Here is a 17,334-nt window from a genome sequence, read left to right on the forward strand (position 1 = left end):
AATAAAAGAGAATGGCCGCGCGGGACGCCTGCCCGCGCGGCCATTCTCTTTTTTCTGTATTCCCTGCCATAAAAAACGAGAGTCAGCCGCCAAAAATGGCAACCTGACTCCTGTGTTAATCCAGTAATTCCTGATAAGATACGCCCAATACCCTGGCGATAATTTTCAATTCAATGTCTGTAACAAAGCGGTCTCCGCTTTCTATCCGCTGGACTGCATTTTTATCTACATCCAGCCCGGCAATCTGCAGCATATCGGAAAACTGCTTTTGAGAAGTTTTTTCCGGCAGCCGCTCACGGAATTTTTTGATACGTTTCCCACAAATATTATTGCTTCCATCAAGAGCTTTGTTTTTATACATAACATCTCACCAATCCATGACATTCAGTAATTGTCATCGAGTGAATTATACATTAAAACAGCCTTCCATACAACACGCAGGAAAAGGAGCGCACCCAAAGGCTAGACCAATGGATGCGCTCCCTTTTCATTCCTATTTTTTCTGCGCTTTCCCGCAAAAAAAAACAGCTCATTCTGTCGCGAACGAAAAACTTCCGCTGGATGAAGCAGAAATCCCTCACAGGAAACTCCGCTAAAATTCTTCATTCCCCTGAAAGAAAAAACTTACTCTGTGACTTATGTGCAGAATCACTCCAGCGTTTCGCCAATGCCCTCAATCATGTCGAAGAATTCCTTGGATTCGCTCACAACCAGAATCGGCTCCTTAAAATTCAGCGCATAAATGCCGATGTAGCTTTTCGCATCGACAATGATGCTGCCGTCCAGAGAATGCAGGCCCACGTCACAAGAGCATTTTGTTGCAAAATACTGGAGCCGCTGAAGTTCTTCAATGGTATGGAATTTTTTCTTTTCAATCATATATTTCACCCCATTTTACGGTATGGAAAACACCGAAAGCCCCTATCCAAAACAGGATAAGGGCATACGGCTTCGTCGCGTTTCTCCCCGCCGCCGGATCTGGCGGCGGGGAGAAAATACTGTTTTACTGATGGATCGCGTCCTGGTAGAACTCGAAGGCCTGTTTGTCTGTAAAGCCATGGTGTACGATCTTGCCGACCGCTTCTGCCATAGCAGCAGGATTCTCGCTCTGGAAGATGTTGCGTCCCATATCCAGGCCGCGTGCGCCTTCACTGATCGAACGATACGCCAGCGTCAGAGCCTCGTCCTCCGGCAGCTTCTTGCCGCCCGCAACTACGATCGGAACCGGGCAGGCCGAAACGATCTCTTCAAAGTTCTCGCAGTAATACGTTTTGATGATGTTTGCCCCCAGCTCTGCCAAAAGGCGGGTCGCCAGCTTAAAGAACCGATCGGTCCGCTCCATCTGCTTGCCCACCGCGACAACGCCCATAGTGGGGATGCCGTAGCGCAGGCCCGCGTTGATGGTACGGGACAAATTGTCCAGGCTGGAGAGCTGTCCGTCCGCGCCGACGAAAGTCTGCACGGCCATGCAGTCCGCGTTCATGCGGATGCAGTCCTCGATGTCCACGGCAATCACTTCGTGAGAAAGATCATCGTTGAGCATGGAGGAACCGGAAGTTGTGCGCAGCGCAATCGCCTTGCGGCACTCCGGGGGAACGCACGTGCGCAGCGCACCGCGTGTGCCCATCAGCACATCTACATAGGGCAAAAGCTCGGGAATCAGCAGGTCCAGTCGTTCCAGGCCGGCGGTGGAGCCCATGAAATAGCCATGGTCAAAGGCGAACATCACCGTGTTTCCGCTTTTGGAGTCGAAAATGTTGCCAAGATGCTTCTTCATACCCCAATCCAAACTGTTTGAGCCTTTCACATGAAAACCGCCCTGATTGGCGAAAGGCACTTCCACATGATAATCCTTTGCAACTTTGTTGCCGTCTTTGTCAGCCATAATCATTGATCTCCTTTATCCATTAAAAGTCTGAAAGAACACGAATTTCCGATCAAAAGCAAAGTCTCTGTTGTCCCTCCCCGCCCGCGGCGGGGAGGGACAACAGTCCTGACTTCACTGTTTACGGAAAACTCGCAGTTAAATTACCGTCTTCCATTCATTCGCCGGGCCGGGAACCGAAACCCGGTTGTTTAGAAGTTGTAATTGTCCACGTTGGCGGTGGTGAATACCACGCGCTCAGGCAGCAGAACCACGCCGTTGTCGGTATCGCCGGTTTTCGCGCCGGATACCAGACTGTCGTTGGGCTGCACTTCTACTTTGCCGATGTTCGGGATGTCGATGGTGTCGCCCACCTTAACGGTGTTGCCGGCGGCCAGGTAAGCAGCCAGGTAGCAGCCCATCGCGCCCTGGATTCCGCAATCCCACAGGCCCCACTGCTCGATGACGTTTGCCTTCGCATAGTCACGGATGGAGTTCGGGGAAGCAAAACCGGTGATCGTCACTTTATCCTTGGTCAGACCCTTGTTCTGAGCGGCCTTCAGCTGGCCGGGCAGAGCAGTGGAGTCGTTGCAAATGATCAGGTCGATATCCTTGTGCGCTTCGAGGATGGAGGAACCGATGGAAACGGCCTTTTCCGCATCCTGCTCGGAATAGTAGTTGCTGGGGGCTACGTTTTCCCAGTTGGGATAGTTCTCTTTAATGTAAGCCTCGCCCGCTACCTGCCAGGAGTTCTGGTCGGCCACAGTCGCCTGAGAATAGTGCCAGCAATACTTGATCGCATCTTTCTTGACATCCTTGCCTCTCTTAGTCAGAGAATCGGCGCCCATGTCAACCAGCATTTTGCCGAGGATGTCAGGTGTGCCCTGAGAGACCATCAGCGTACGGGCGTCGGAAGAAACGTCGGAGTCCCATGTCGCTACGGTGATGCCGGCATCCTTCGCCTTTTTCAGTACGGAATCGAGACCGGTGGCATCGACGGAAGAAATGCAGATGGCATCCGCTCCGCTGGCGATGGCGTTGTTCACGACCTGTACCTGATCAGCAACAGCGGCACTCGGGCTGCCCTGATAGCTGACGGTAAAGCCCCAATCCTTGGAGTATTTCTGTGCGCCGGCGTTTGCGGACTCGAAGAACGCGTTGCCGGTCAGCTTCGGGATAAACACCACTGTTTTGCCTTCCACACTTTTGGTTCCGGAATCTGCGGTGGACGCTGCCTGAGAAGCGGGCGCCCCGCTGGACGCAGCAGGTTTCTCGCTGCTGCCGCAGCCCACAAGCGGTAACGACGCCATTGCTGCCGCAAGGACAAATGCAAGTACCTTTTTCATAAAAAAGAGCCTCCTAATTTTTTATTTGCATGGCTTATAATTGCCAAAACGCACCGGAATAAAAAGGAACACTCAACTCTTCAGCCCCGATAGGCGGGGGAATCTGCCGGCCATCAGCTTGATGACCTTAGGATTGGCGGAAAGCGCACGGCCGGTGATCACGATCAGCAGCAGGAGCCCCACGGGAATATCGAGATACTGCGTATTGATCTTGAAGCACAGCGGCAGGCCGAAGCGCAGGATGCCGATGACCAGCGCGGCCAGCGCGGTGCCGATCACACTGCCTCTGCCGCCGGTGCTGAGAGTACCGCCCAGCACAACTGCGGTAATGATCGGCAGGGTAAACGTCATACCGATGTCGCTCTTGGCCGTACCCAGATACGACGTAAGTACAATGCCGGCGATTGCGGCACTGATCGCCGAAAGCACATAGGTGCTCAGGATGATCAGGCGGCTGTTGAGGCCGGAGTATTCCGCGGCTCTGGGATTGATGCCGATCAGGAATACCTTGCGGCCATATTTCGACCGGTGAAGCAGCAAATACGCAATCACCGTAAGACCCGCAAAAATCAATACCTGACTGGGGATCACGCCGAACAGCTTAAACGAAGCGATCTGGGTAAAGCCGTCGGGGAAACCGCTGATGCCTTTATAGCTCTGCGTTGCGGAAAGCTTCGAAATCAGAAGGGCAATGCCGCTGTAAAGAAAGCTGCCGCCGAGCGTAACCACCATGGGCTGAACGCCGCAGTACGCCACGAAGAATCCGGAAAGCGCACCGCACAGAGCGGCGGCGATGATGGCGATGATACAGGCCGCCCAGATATTTACGCCAAAATCCTGCCAGGTAACGCCCACCACTATAGACGTAAGGCCCACAATGGAAGCCACCTGAATATCGATGCCGCCCGTGATCATGACAAACGTGACGAACAGAGAAATAATGCAGATGGAGATAATATCGTTGATGCTGCCCAAAAGGACGTTCGGCATCAGGAATTTGGGGTTTTTCGCGCCGAAAATGATAAACTCCAGAATCAAAATCAAAAGCAGGACAAATTCCCAGCTTTTCGCTTTCTGGCCAAGGCGCCCAAACAAGCTTTGTTTCATGATGCAGCCCTCCTATCCCCGGGTTCCTCTTCCAGCGGGCCGGACCGTGAGGCCAGACGCGCATGCCGGGTTTTGACAGCGGCCCGGTTCTGCGCCACCGCGTCGACGACCACGATCACGATCAAAAGAATACCAGTGATGGTATTGTCATAATCGGAGGAGAAGCCGAGGAACACCAGAATACGGCTGATAGAAGACATGATCACCGCGCCGATGGACGCGCCGATCAGGCTGCCCAGGCCGCCGGAAAGGCTGACGCCGCCGAGCACACAGGCCGCGATGGCCTTCATCTCGTAACCGCTGCCCGCCGTAGGGGTGATAAAACCAATGCGCGAGGAATACAGCACACCGGCCACCGAGGCAAACAGACCGCACAGCACATAGGCCATGATCTTGGTCTGCATGGTCGGGATACCGACCATCGTTGCGCCCGCCGGGTTATCGCCGACTGTGATGAAATATTTGCCGCGCCGTGTTTTGGTCAGGATCAGATGTGCGGCGATCACCAGCACCAGCGCCGCTGCGTAAAAAGTGGTCAGCTCGCCGATGAGCTTTATGTTCGCCATCTTGGTAAATCCGGCCGGCAGGTTTTCTACCCACGCACCGCCGGTATATACATAAACCAGACCGCGCACCAAACCGTTGGTACCAAGGGTAAAGATCAAAGAGGGAATTCCCAGCTTCGCAATTCCAAAGCCGTTGAAGAGGCCGACCAGACAGCCGACCAGCACCGCCGCCAGAACAGCGGAGATTCCGCTGCCGCCGTCGCGCAGGATCGTGGAAGCGACCGCCGCGGAAAGCCCGAGCGTGGCGCCGATGGAAACGTCGATTTCACCGGTCAGGATGACGAAGGCGATTCCCACAGCCAGCATGGTGAACACCACGCTGTCGTTAAAGCAGTTGAACAAGCTTGTGGGTGTCAGAAAGTCGCTGTTGACGAGACCCACCAGGCCAAACAGAAAAATCAGAAAGAAAAGGCTGCTGATTTCTCTTACCTTGCCCACTTTTTTCAACAGCGTCATGAAACCACCTGCTCTCTCGAAATCACGTCAAACGCGGCGGCCATCAGATTATCCTGATTGATTTCTTCTTTTTGGAACTCGCCGTTGATTCGCCCCTGATACACCGTCACCGCACGATCAGACAGCTCGACGATCTCCTCCATATCGGAAGAAATCAGCATCACCGCCACCCCCTGCTCCTTGAGCTGGTGGATGATGGAATAGACCTCGCCGCGCGCCACAGCATCGATGCCGCGGGTCGGCTCATCCAGAATCACCAGCTTCGGCCCTGTGGAAAGCGCCCTTGCGATAACTACCTTCTGCTGGTTGCCGCCGGAAAGACTGCCGGTCAGCTGATCCTGCCCCGTCACCTTAATGCGGAAATGTTCCACATATTCTTGCGTCAGATCATGCTCCGCCTTGCGGTTGAGGAAAACCTTGCCCATCACCATGCGGTTCAGAATCGCAGAGGTGGTGTTGGCCGCGACGTCGCTGATTTTGAACAGCCCGTTCAGGTGCCGGTCTTCGGGAACATAATTCACGCCGGCCTCCAAAACCTTCTTCGTGGAAAGCCCCGTGATGTCCCTGCCGTCCAGAATCGCTTTGCCTCCCAAAACCTTGTCCTTACCAAAAATCGTCGTGGCCAGTTCGGTGCGGCCTGCACCGACTACGCCCGCAACGCCGAGAATCTCGCCGGGATAGATCTTCAGGTTGATCCCGCGGAAGCCGTAGCCCGAATAATTTTGCAGTTCAAGGATCGGTTTTGCATCCTTGTAATCCACCACAGCAGTGCCGGTGGTGCCTTTGATCTCCTGATCCTGCATGTTGGGGGGCAAAAGCCCCTTGACGAGCATTTCACGGGTAAAGTCGCCGATCGGCCCGTGCAGCGTGATCACGCCGTCGCACATGATCGCGACGTGGGTGGCGATATCGAACACCTCCGTCAGGCGGTGCGTGATGTAAATCATGCCAATTCCCTTTTTCTGCAGGTCGCGGATGCAGCGAAACAGGCTTTCCACCTCGTCAAAAGTCAGAGCGCTGGTCGGCTCATCAAAGATCAGCAGCTCCGCGTTGCGCAGCAGGCCGCGAAGAATCTCTACCAGCTGCTGCTCGGCAATTGAAAGGCTGCTCGCCTTTCTGGTCAGATCCAGATGCCAGCCGATGTCGTCCATCAGCTGCGTAAGCCGCCGGCGCAGCTCCGCGCCGGATGCGTCGAACCCGACGCCGACGAGGATATTCTCTTCTACCGTCATGTTGGGGAAAAGCATCGGTTCCTGGGGCACCATATAAATGCCGTGCGTCAGAGCGACAGATGGCTTTGTCAGCGACACTTTTTCGCCCCGGATCTCAATTTCGCCCTGGTCCGGCTGATAAATGCCCATAATGATTTTCATTAAGGTGCTTTTTCCCGCTCCGTTTCCGCCGATCAGGGCCAGAATCTCACCAGGGTGAATATCGAGGTCGATCCCCTTGAGCACCTGGTTCAGGCTGAACATTTTGCAGATTCCCCGAACACTCAGCAAAGATTGGCCGGAACGTTCCGTTTGGGATTGCGCCATTTTTCCCCCTCCATACACCATAGACTCATAAGCTTTCTTCACAAACAACCGTTTTGCCCGAAATCAATACAATTGTTTTTAAAGTGAATTTTTATTTGCGTGTTTATCATACGATATTTTTTCCCTATTGTCAACGGGATTTTTCTTTCACAAACGAAATTTATTAGATAAAATTCATTTTATTTTTGCTGATTCCTTTCAATTTTAAGCGACAAAAACAACAAATCGCACAAAACAGGTTCCAGATATTCCCGTCTCAAAAAGTTTTAGTTCGAATAAAAAATATCAATTGACAGCAAAACATTTTGCTGATATACTTGAAATCGAAAACAAATGATTTGTATTGTAACATTTGTTTCAATTCCATACAGATGTAACACCACTTCTCACAGGGCGGGCCAATCCCGGAATTCCTCCCGGGGGGAGAGGCTCTTGACGCTCCCCCCGCCGGGAATGGTATGATATGTGATAAAGGAAACGGAAACCAACTCTGGAGGTGCCTCATTTGAATTATGAAGATGTTCTCGTGGTCAAAACGGCCTGGTACTATTATGTAGAAAACATGACTCAGCAGAAAATTTCGGAACGGCTGGGAATCTCGCGCATGCGTGTGATTAAATTGTTGGAAAAGGCCCGGCAGGACGGCGTGATCCAGTTTAAAATACACCAGGACGGCGTTCAGCGGATGGAGCTGGAGCGCCAGCTTTCGGAAACATGGAATCTGAAAGATACCTTTATTGTGCCTACTCCGCCGGATGCTACCGATGTGAATAAGACCATTGCGCAGGCGGCCTCGATGTACGTGAGCGACAGGATCACCGAGCATTCGTTTATCAACATGGGCTACGGCGATACGCTCAGCCGCGTGCTGAACCACCTGGCGACCCTGAGTGAGTTCCCCGTTTCGGTCGTTTCGCTTACCGGCGGCGTCAATTATTACCTGCCGAACACACAGTCTCACATTTTTAATGCGAAGCTTTATCTTTTGCCGGCCCCCCTGCTCGTCTCTTCCCCCGAAATGGTGAAAGCGATGATGCAGGAACCCTCGGTAACCGAAATCATGCGTATGGTGCGCCTTGCCTCCATGACGCTGATCGGCATTGGCGGCATGGCCGACAACGCAACCATTCTGACAAACGGAATCGTCAGCAAAAATGATTTCTTTTATCTTTCCATGCGCGGCGCAGTCGGCGACGTGCTCAGCCATTTCATCGACAAAAACGGCAACCCGGTTCACACGGGCATTGAAGACCGCCTGATCAGCACGCCGCTGGACACTCTGCGCCAGCTGGACAACGTGGTGGGCGTAGCCGCGGGGCACGACAAGGTGGAGGCCATTCGCGCGGCGCTGCGCGGAAAATATCTGGACATTCTCATCACCGACGAAGAAACCGCACAGGCGTTAATCGACGGCGAGACAGAAGAATAAAGGCTCTCAAAAGGTTTTTTGTATTGAAAAAACGTTCAGACGGGAGGAAATCGAACATGGCGCGCAACTATCTGATGGCGGTAGATGCTGGTACCGGCAGCGTAAGAGCTGTGCTGTTTGATCTGGAAGGAAACCAGGTTGATGTCGTGCAGCAGGAATGGGATCACAAGGAAGACCCCAGATACCCCGGCAGCATGGATTTTGACTGGGTTCACAACTGGGAGCTGGCCTCTGGCTGCATTCGCGGCGTTTTGGAAAAGGCCGGGATCGACCCGAAGGAGCTGGCGGCAATTTCCACCACCTGTATGCGGGAAGGCATTGTCCTTTACAATGCCGCAGGACAGGAAATCTGGGCCTGCGCCAATGTGGACGCCCGCAGTGAGGATGAAGTGGTGGAGCTGATCCGGCAAAACCCGGAGATGGAAAAAGAAATCTATCTCGAATCCGGGCAGACCTACGCGCTCAGCGCCCTGCCCCGTTTGCTGTGGCTGAAAAACAAGGTGCCGGAGCTGTATGAAAAAGCCGCAGCGGTCGGTATGTTCAACGACTGGCTGATCTACAAGCTGACGGGTGTTCTGGCCGTGGAGCCGAGCAACGGCTCCACCACCGGTATTTTTGATTTGCAGCGGCGCGACTGGGATCCCCTGATCGCCGAAAAATGCGGGCTGCGCACCGACATCTTCCCCACGGTGACGGAATGCGGCAAGGTCGTGGGTTCCGTGAATGAAGAAGCCGCAAAGCAGACCGGTCTCGCGGCGGGAATCCCCGTCGTATCGGGCGGCGGCGACGCGCAGCTCGGGTGCATCGGCGTCGGCGTGGTCAGCCCGGGGCAGGCCGCGGTGTTCGGCGGCAGCTTTTGGCAGTACGAATTCAACACCGCAAACGGCAAAACAGACCCCGGCTGCCGCGTGAGGGTCAACTGCCACGCGATTCCCGGTGTTTGGCAGTACGAGGCGCTGGCCTTCAAGCCCGGCCTTGTTATGCGCTGGTTCCGCGACGGCTTCTGCGAGCTGGAAAAGCAGCAGGGCGAGGAAAGCGGAAAAGACCCCTATTACCTGATGGACAAAAAAGCCGCCGAGGTACCCGCCGGCTGCTACGGCATGATGTGCGCGTTTTCGGACGTGATGAATTTCATCAGCTGGCAGCACGCGGCCCCCACCTTTACCAACTTTGAGCTGGATCCTCAGAAATTCAACCGCTACACCTTCTACCGCGCCATTCTGGAAAATACGGCGATGGTGACAAAAGGCCATCTCGACCTGGTGCGGGAAGCCACCCGGAACATGCCGACGGAAATCATCTTTGCCGGCGGCGCATCGAAAAGCCCGCTCTGGTGTCAAATTCTTTCGGATGTGCTGGGCCTGCCGGTAAGGGTGCCCGTGGTAAAGGAAGCCACCGCTCTGGGCGCGGCGGTTCTGGCCGGCGTGGGCGTCGGCATTTACAGCGACGCCGCAGAGGCCGCGCAGAAGCTGGTTAAATGGGACCGCGAATACCAGCCGAACGCGGAAAACCACGCGCTCTACCTGCGGATGTATGAGCCCTGGCGCAAGGTATACGCAGCGCAGCTTCAGCTGTGCCGTGAAAAGCTGACCAAACCGATGTGGAGCGCTCCCGGCGTATGACCACCGACTCAAGAAAGGATGAATGAGATTATGTATATCATTGACGAAAACGATAAGGAATATCGCTTTGGCGACCACGGCCCCAAGTACCTGATGAAAGGCCCCCGCATGAATTTTGCGCTGGTGCAGTTCCAGCCCGGGCAGGACTTTAAGGCCCACCTGCACAACATTATGGAAGAAAACTTCTATATCATCGAGGGAGAAATCGACATTGTCGTGGACGGCGTGGTGCATCACCTGACCCCCGGTCAGTTTATTCATATCGAGCCTCATGAAACGCACTACTGTATCAACAATTACGACAAGCCGGTAAAAATGGTTTCCACCCTGGCCCCGTATCAGGAAATTGACAAGGTGGAAATCGAGAATTACACCTACGACGGGAAATAATGGGATTTTTCCCAAACTTTCCATGAGCATAAAAATACGAAAGGGAAACGGAGCGATCACCGTTTCCCTTTCGTATTTTCTGTGCGACGATCCCGCGCCCGCCGCATTTTACAATCGGCCGCTTGAACTCTCCGTCTGATCAAAGCAGGCAATTCCTGTTCCCGCCAAGAGCGGAGGACGCAGCACCTGTCCCTTTGATGCAAAATTAACGATAGTGCGCCGCTCCGCCGTATTCGTCAACCTTCTCCACCTGATCAAACAGGCAGATATGGCTGCCTGTGATGCTGCGGTTGATGTGCAGAGAGCCGAAAAACCATTTCCGGAATTTGACCGACCGAAGCAGACCTTCAAAGTACATCTCCAGCGGGCTGATCTGGTGTTCTTCGTTGATCAGCGTTCTCATGCGCGGCGACGGCTCGTGGGTGACGATGTAGTCCACCTGCATCTGGTGCGCGCGCAGGTTCGCCACCCCTTCCTCCATCTCCTCGCGGCTCGGCATTTCCTGCGGCCACCAGCGGCCAACATCCTTGTACATCTGCCGCTCCTTGCTTTCGCCGCCGCCAAAGGTAAAGAGCGTTTTGCCCTCGAGCGTAAACACCTGCCCGCGCATCAGGTGGTACAGATTGCCGCTGATCTGCTGCGCCTTCCCTCCGTTCCACTCGGCGACCGGGTATTTTTCAAGAAGCTCGTAATTCTCATGCGCGCCGTCCACAAACAGAATGTTATATTTTTTCGACCCCAGCTTTTTCAGAATTTTCTCTTCGGCGGCGCCGCCGTTCCACAAAAAGCCGAAATCGCCGCATACAATCAGGCTGTCTCCGCGCCGCAGGCGCCGCACCGCGGGCGACTGGAACCGCTCCAGTTCACCGTGGGTGTCTCCCGTTAGATAAATCAAGACTGCTCCCGCCCATCTCTTAAAAATTTATAATTTTTTTGGATCGTTCTTTATCTTTTCAAATTTAACTGTTATACTTAATGGGAATCAGGTCAAGGGTTCCTTTCCTCCGCTTTGCCGGGAGAAGCATCCGCTTTGACCTGCCGTTTTGCTTTTCTATCATATCACACTGGAGGCCATTTTTCCATGAAAAAATGCTTAACGTCCGTACTGACTTTATTGCTGACCATTTGCGTGATAGTCTCGTCGGCTCCGGTCTCTGCGGCGGCATACAACATAGATTTTACCCTGAATTCCCAAGCGGCGCTGCTGGTAAATTTGGACACCAGCACCGTTGTGTTCGAGCAGAACGCCGACAAAAAAATGGAGCCCGCCTCCACGACGAAAATCATGACGTTTATTGTGGCCTCGGAACAGATTAAGGATTTATCCGGCACAAAAATCACCGTGAAAAAATCGGTGATCGATCAGCTTCAGGGTACCGGCAGCTCGCTTTCAGGCGTGCTGGAGGGAGAAGAGCTGACCGCCCTCCAGCTTCTCAACTGCCTGATGGTTCCCTCCGGCAACGACGCCGCCATGGTGCTGGCCGACTACGTCGGCGGCGACATCGGCAAATTTGTGAATCTGATGAACGAAAAGGCGAAGGAGCTGGGCTGCAAAAACACACACTTTGCAAACCCGCACGGCCTGCACGACGACCAACACTACACCACGGCGCGCGACCTGTACGTCATTACAAAATACGCCATGACGCTGCCGTACTTTACCGACATCACCTCGCAGACAAGGTATGAGCTGCCCGCGACCAACAAATACCCCAAGCCCCGCACGCTGGTAACAACCAACTACCTGACCGACCGTTACATCGGCGGCAGCTATTATTACCGCTACGCCAAGGGCATCAAGACCGGCTCGCACGATCAGGCGGGGTACTGCCTGGTTTCTACCGCAATCAAGGACGGATACAGCTACATGGCGATTGCACTGCACGCGCCGAAAATCGATTCCGCGGGAAAGTCCATCACCACCCGCGGCGAAATGATCGATTCCAAAAAGCTGTATGAGTGGGCGTTTGACAGCCTGCAGATTAAAACCGTGGTGGAAAGCGGCACCAGCGTTGGCGAGGTACCGCTTGATTATGCCTGGAACAAGGATAAGCTGCTGCTGGTGGCCGAAAAAAGCTACGCCACCATTCTGCCGAAAGGCGTTTCCGCCTCAAGCGTACTGATTACGCCGAAGCTCCCCGAAAAAGTGGAGGCTCCCGTGAAAAAGGGACAGGTTGTGGGCACGGCGGTGCTCAGCTACGCCAACCAGGAGCTAACGACGATTAACCTCGTGGCCTCCGAATCGGTGGAGCGCAGCGAGCTGCTGCATTCCGCGGATGTCGCCAAAAAGATCGTTACCTCTGTCTGGTTCCTCGCGATTGCCGGAATTATTGTGGCGCTGGTGATTGTCTACCTCGTTCTGGCGCTGCTGTACAACAAAAAGCGTAAGCGCCTGCGCAAAGTGAAAAAATACCGCGACATGTAAAAAGAAATCCGTTGCCTGTCCCTGTTTTCAGAGGGGCAGGCAATTTATTTTTTGTGAGAAAATGTAAGTCTTTCGTTTCCCTCTCCTGCGATTGGGGGAAAAGCATGTTCATACCAGAAAACCTGCCGCCGGAGCGCACAGCGCGTTTTGGCGGCAGGTTTTCGAAATCATTTCCCGTTATTCCAGCGCGGAAAACAGCTGACGCACCTCGGCCCGCAGGCCCCGGTGCTCCGGCAGCTCCATCGCCGGGTCGTGAACCAGCAGCTCCTTTGCCTCACCCTGTGCGAGCTGCAGCAGCGCAAAATCGGCGCTCATATCCGCGATTCTCAGCTCCGGCAGACCGTGCTGCCGCGCGCCGAAGAAATCACCCGGGCCGCGCAGGCGAAGATCCTCGTCCGCAATCCGAAAGCCGTCGGTCGTTTCGCACATTACACGCAGACGTTTTTGCGCCTCCTCATTCTGCGCGTCCGACACCAGAATGCAGGTGGATTTTTCCGTGCCGCGCCCAATTCGCCCGCGCAGCTGGTGCAGCTGCGAAAGGCCGTACCGCTCTGCGTTTTCAATCAGCATCACAACGGCGTTCGGCACATCCACGCCAACCTCCACGACCGTGGTGGAAACTAGAATGTCCGTGCGCCCGGCGGCAAATTCCTCCATGGCGCGATCCTTTTCCGCGGGGCGCATCCTGCCGTGCAAAACACCGACTGTGTTGGCAAAGAACCACTTCTCCTGCAAGTCCTTCGCATACTGCGTAACCGACGCCATGTCGCTCTCGCTGTCTTCGATCAGCGGGCAGATGATGTAGCACTGCCGCCCGGCATCGATCTTTTTGCGGATGAACCCGAACGCGCGGGCGCGTTTTGCGCTGTCGATCACATACGTTTCAGTTTTCTGCCGCCCCGGCGGCAGCTCGTCAAGCACGGAAAGCTCCAGATCGCCGTAGATCATCAGCGCCAGCGTACGCGGAATCGGCGTGGCGGACATGACGAGGATATGCGGGTGATCTCCCTTTTGAGTGAGGGCGGCGCGCTGCGCGACCCCAAAGCGATGCTGCTCATCCGTCACGACAAGACCCAGCTGCCGGAACTCGACCGTTTCGTTTAAAAGAGCGTGTGTTCCCACCAGCAGGTGGATGCTCCCCTGCCTGAGCTGTGCGAGCAGCTCGCGCCGCTTTGCCGCCGGAACAGAACCGGTGAGCAGCGCCACGTTCAGATGAAACGGCTCTAAAAAACGCCGCATGGTTTCATAGTGCTGGCGGGCCAGAATCTCCGTGGGCGCCATGAACGCCGCCTGCATTCCCGAGGCGATCGCGCTGTGGCAAAGCGCGGCGGCCACGGCGGTTTTGCCGCTGCCGACATCGCCCTGCAGCAGCCGGTTCATCGGGTAATCACCCCGCATATTCGCAATGCACTCCGCCACGGCCCGCTTCTGCGCGCTCGTGGGCACAAAGGGCAGCGAACGGAAGAACTCCGCCGAGGCGTCCACCTCCAGCCGCAGGGAGGTCTGCTGCCGCCCGCGGCTTTTCAGGCGCAGCAGACCGAGCTGCAGCACCAGAAGCTCCTCAAAAATCAGCCTGCGGCGCGCCTGCTCCAGCGATTCGCGGTCCCTCGGAAAATGGATGTTTTCCAGCGCAAAGCGCAGGCTGCACAGATGGCAGGCGCGGCGCATCGGCTCGGGCAGCGGGTCCGGCAGCGGATTCGGGAGCATCCCCAGAGCGGCGCGCACCGCGGCGGAAATCTGGCGCGAGGTCAGCCCCGCCGTCTGCCGGTAAACGGGGCGCAGCGGCAGCAGGCGGTCTGCGGGCATAAAATCGGGCGAGGTCATCTCGCGGCGCAGGAACGACCCGGTCACCTTGCCGCGCAGCAGATACTCCTTGCCCTCGAGCAGCAGATTCTTAGTATACGGGTTATTAAAAAAGGTGATCTGCACGTCGTGCCGCCCGTCGGTGGCTCGCAGCTTATACAGCGTCATGCCCGAGCGGATGCGCTGCTCCGACACCGGCGACACCACCGTAACGCGCACAACGCACGCCTGCTCCGCCGGAGCCTGCGCCAGCGGCACCGGCTGGCTCCAGTCCTCGTAATCGCGGGGATAGGTGCGCAGAAGAGCGCCGACAGTGGGCGCCCCCAGCTTTGCAAACAGCCGGGAGCGCTTTTCGCCGACGCCCTTTAATTCCTGAATATTTTTCTGAAACAGCGATGCCATGGCAGCTCTTCTCCAAACGGAAGTTATTCCACGGAAACGATAAAGTAATACACCGGCTGGCCGCCGTCTACCAGCGTAACCTCTACGTCGCCGCTGATTTTGGACTTAATGCGGTTATACGCGTCCTTGGCCTGGCTTTCGGTGATATCCTTGCCGTAGATCAGCGTGACGAACGAGGTGGTGCGGCTGATCATGGAACGGGTCAGCTTCACAACGGTATGCACCGGATCCTTCTCGATCATATCGAGCTTGCCGTTTTTCAGGCCGAGGATGTCGCCCTCCTTGATGCGGTGCCCGCCGAATTCGGAATCGCGGGCGGCAAAGGTGACCTGGCCGGTCGCGACCGAGCCGGCGGCCTCCATCATGATGACCGTGCTGCGCTCAACAGACACCTCGGGGTCATACGCCAGCATGGCGGAAAGGCCCTGCGGGATGGTACGGGTGGGCAGAACGACCACTTTGCGGTCTTTGACGAGCGGAATCGTCTGCTCCGCCGCCATGACGATGTTTTTATTATTCGGCAGCACCATGACGGTCTTGGCCGGAGTGGCCAGCACGGCTGCCATAATATCCTGTGTGCTGGGGTTCATCGTCTGGCCGCCGCTCACCACCTGCGAACAGCCGAGATCCATAAACAGTGAACGCAGGCCGTCGCCGGCGGCGACCGCCACAAAGCCGATCTCTTCCTCGGGCTCCGCGATTTCCGGTGCCGCAGGGCGCTCTGCCACAGGAGCCGGAGCCGCCTGATTGTTTTCAGCGGCGACGCGATGCTGCTCCTTCATGTTCTCGATCTTCACCGTCAGCAACTGACCGTATTCCAGCGCCTTCTGCAGAGCGTTGCCGGGATTTTCGGTATGCACGTGCACCTTGATGATCTCTTCGTCATCCACCACCACGACGCAGTCGCCGATTCCCTCAAGGAACGGGCGCAAATCCGTCTGCGGATCGGTTTCGATCTCGGGATCGCGGCCCACGATAAATTCTGTACAATAGGTAAATGTGATCTCCTGGTCAAACTCCGCCGCCACGTTGCGGTGGAATTCCTCTGCCGCGCTCTGAACGCCCGCAGCCCCTGTGCCGGTGCCGGACGCATTCTGTTCGCTGTCCAGAATCACGCCGTCCTGAAAGACGGAAAGCATTCCCTCAAAAATCAGGCACAGCCCCTTTCCTCCGGCATCCACAACGCCGGCCTTCTTCAGCACGGGCAGCAGCTCGGGCGTTGTTTCCAACGCTTCGTTGGCACCCTTGCAAATCGCAGACCATACGCTCACAGCGTCGTCATCCAGCTCGGCGGCAGCCTGTCCCTTTTCAAATGCCACGCGCGACACCGTCAAAATCGTTCCCTCGGTAGGCTTCATCACCGCCTTGTAGGCAGCATCCACGCCAAGACCCAGTGCCTTGCACAGATCAGCGCCCGTCGCCTGCTCCAGGCCCTCAAGCCCTTTGGAAAAACCGCGGAACAGCAGCGAGAGGATCACGCCGGAATTTCCGCGCGCGCCCCGCAGCATGGCAGAAGCGACCGTGTGGGCAACAGCGCCGATTCCCGGGGCTCCATCCGACTTTTCCAGCTCTCTGGCCGCCGCTGAAATCGTCATAGACATATTGGTGCCGGTATCCCCATCAGGAACGGGGAAAATATTCAACCCATCTACCAGAGCCTTGTTCCTGACAATATGGTTGGCGCCGGATAAGATGGCGCGCTTTAATTCAGCTCCATTGATCAATGTGTCGCATCTCCTCTTCAATTGAAAATTTGTAAAAAGGGAACTGCCTGAAAAGGCACTGCAGTTCCGAAAATTCAAAATGAATATAAAATGGAAAACTGCGGGGCCGCCTGTGCGGTCCGCAGGGTAGCAGAACACCGGAATCCATAACGAGCCGGTGCTTGGTACATTATAACATATTGTTGGCACGGATTCAATCCATTTATTCCCTGAAGGCGCGGCGGCACTCAAAAAACCGGGCGGCGACGGCATAAAAGAAATGCCACGGGACGACAGAAGCATCCTGTGGCAGATCTAAAACGGAATGTGACCGGGCCGGATAAAACGAAAGCCCGAATCCGCTTCTATGTTTTGATCAACTTTCGGCGCCGCCGAAGGATTTGGCGGCAAAGCCATTACCGCGGCTCTACGATCAGCTTAATAGCGGTTCGTTCGTCACCATCAATGCTGATGCTGGCAAAGGCGGGGATACATACAATGTCGATCCCGGACGGCGCAAGATAACCGCGGGCAATCGCAATTGCCTTAATTGCCTGATTGGAGGCTCCAGCCCCTACCGCCTGTACCTCTACAGCACCGCTTTCACGAATGACACCTGCAATAGCCCCAGCTACGGAATTGGGTGAGGATTTTGATGATACTTTTAATACTTCCATTTTCAT

15 protein-coding genes are annotated in these 17,334 nt (G+C 55.4%); 4 read left to right on the forward strand and 11 right to left on the reverse strand.

Annotation, left to right across the window (positions count from 1 at the left end; genetic code table 11):
- Positions 1-115 precede the first annotated feature (115 nt).
- The 7 genes from TY09_RS15560 to TY09_RS15590 all read right to left on the reverse strand — a co-directional run bounded on the left by TY09_RS15560 (position 116) and on the right by TY09_RS15590 (position 6,877).
- The gene (locus tag TY09_RS15560; RefSeq protein ID WP_009060670.1) at positions 116-361 is read right to left on the reverse strand and encodes a helix-turn-helix domain-containing protein; all 246 of its coding nucleotides are present in this window, start codon (positions 359-361) and stop codon (positions 116-118) included.
- Positions 362-648: 287 nt separating this feature from the next.
- Positions 649-879 carry a hypothetical protein gene (locus tag TY09_RS15565; protein WP_009060618.1) on the reverse strand — a complete coding sequence of 77 codons (231 nt, stop codon included), beginning with the start codon at positions 877-879 and terminating at the stop codon, positions 649-651.
- A gap of 124 nt (positions 880-1,003) precedes the next feature.
- Positions 1,004-1,885 carry a 3-hydroxy-5-phosphonooxypentane-2,4-dione thiolase gene (gene lsrF, locus TY09_RS15570; protein ID WP_035316427.1) on the reverse strand — a complete coding sequence of 294 codons (882 nt, stop codon included), beginning with the start codon at positions 1,883-1,885 and terminating at the stop codon, positions 1,004-1,006.
- Positions 1,886-2,076: 191 nt separating this feature from the next.
- A complete protein-coding gene (locus tag TY09_RS15575; protein WP_042436285.1) occupies positions 2,077-3,210 on the reverse strand; it encodes a substrate-binding domain-containing protein in 1,134 nt (377 codons plus the stop codon).
- A gap of 72 nt (positions 3,211-3,282) precedes the next feature.
- Complete coding sequence (locus TY09_RS15580) at positions 3,283-4,317, reverse strand: ABC transporter permease (RefSeq protein WP_009060602.1); 1,035 nt, start codon at positions 4,315-4,317, stop codon at positions 3,283-3,285.
- A complete protein-coding gene (locus TY09_RS15585) occupies positions 4,314-5,339 on the reverse strand; it encodes an ABC transporter permease (RefSeq protein ID WP_042436287.1) in 1,026 nt (341 codons plus the stop codon). Before TY09_RS15585 ends, TY09_RS15580 begins: the two co-directional genes overlap by 4 nt.
- Positions 5,336-6,877 carry a sugar ABC transporter ATP-binding protein gene (locus TY09_RS15590; RefSeq protein ID WP_009060578.1) on the reverse strand — a complete coding sequence of 514 codons (1,542 nt, stop codon included), beginning with the start codon at positions 6,875-6,877 and terminating at the stop codon, positions 5,336-5,338. The genes TY09_RS15585 and TY09_RS15590 overlap by 4 nt, the downstream gene beginning before the upstream one ends.
- A 496-nt stretch (positions 6,878-7,373) precedes the next feature.
- Here TY09_RS15590 and TY09_RS15595 point away from each other — a divergent pair, with 496 nt between their 5' ends.
- From TY09_RS15595 to TY09_RS15605, 3 genes are read left to right on the forward strand one after another with little or no spacing between them, the layout of a single operon-like run.
- The gene (locus TY09_RS15595; protein ID WP_242824546.1) at positions 7,374-8,306 is read left to right on the forward strand and encodes a sugar-binding transcriptional regulator; all 933 of its coding nucleotides are present in this window, start codon (positions 7,374-7,376) and stop codon (positions 8,304-8,306) included.
- Between the two features lie 56 nt (positions 8,307-8,362).
- Positions 8,363-9,928 carry an autoinducer-2 kinase gene (lsrK, locus tag TY09_RS15600; protein ID WP_042436289.1) on the forward strand — a complete coding sequence of 522 codons (1,566 nt, stop codon included), beginning with the start codon at positions 8,363-8,365 and terminating at the stop codon, positions 9,926-9,928.
- Between the two features lie 30 nt (positions 9,929-9,958).
- On the forward strand, positions 9,959-10,318 hold the full coding sequence (locus tag TY09_RS15605) for a cupin domain-containing protein (RefSeq protein WP_020074133.1): 360 nt from the start codon (positions 9,959-9,961) through the stop codon (positions 10,316-10,318).
- 205 nt (positions 10,319-10,523) lie between these two features.
- On the opposite strand, the gene TY09_RS15610 is transcribed toward TY09_RS15605, so the two are convergent.
- Positions 10,524-11,213, reverse strand: a complete 690-nt coding sequence (locus tag TY09_RS15610) for a metallophosphoesterase (RefSeq protein WP_020074132.1) — start codon at positions 11,211-11,213, stop codon at positions 10,524-10,526.
- A 186-nt stretch (positions 11,214-11,399) separates the two neighbouring features.
- Between TY09_RS15610 and TY09_RS15615 the strand changes: the two genes are divergently transcribed.
- Positions 11,400-12,743, forward strand: a complete 1,344-nt coding sequence (locus TY09_RS15615; protein WP_042436291.1) for a D-alanyl-D-alanine carboxypeptidase family protein — start codon at positions 11,400-11,402, stop codon at positions 12,741-12,743.
- 177 nt (positions 12,744-12,920) lie between these two features.
- Here the strand turns inward: TY09_RS15615 and recG are convergent, their stop codons facing one another.
- The 3 genes from recG to TY09_RS15630 form a co-directional block, all read right to left on the reverse strand.
- Positions 12,921-14,948, reverse strand: a complete 2,028-nt coding sequence (gene recG, locus TY09_RS15620; RefSeq protein ID WP_042436293.1) for an ATP-dependent DNA helicase RecG — start codon at positions 14,946-14,948, stop codon at positions 12,921-12,923.
- Positions 14,949-14,971: 23 nt separating this feature from the next.
- A complete protein-coding gene (locus TY09_RS15625) occupies positions 14,972-16,672 on the reverse strand; it encodes a DAK2 domain-containing protein (protein WP_042436295.1) in 1,701 nt (566 codons plus the stop codon).
- Positions 16,673-17,067: 395 nt separating this feature from the next.
- Complete coding sequence (locus tag TY09_RS15630; protein ID WP_009060521.1) at positions 17,068-17,328, reverse strand: stage V sporulation protein S; 261 nt, start codon at positions 17,326-17,328, stop codon at positions 17,068-17,070.
- Positions 17,329-17,334: the final 6 nt, after the last annotated feature.

It is taken from the genome of Faecalispora jeddahensis, from assembly GCF_000577335.1.
In the GTDB taxonomy this organism is placed as follows: domain Bacteria; phylum Bacillota; class Clostridia; order Oscillospirales; family Acutalibacteraceae; genus Faecalispora; species Faecalispora jeddahensis.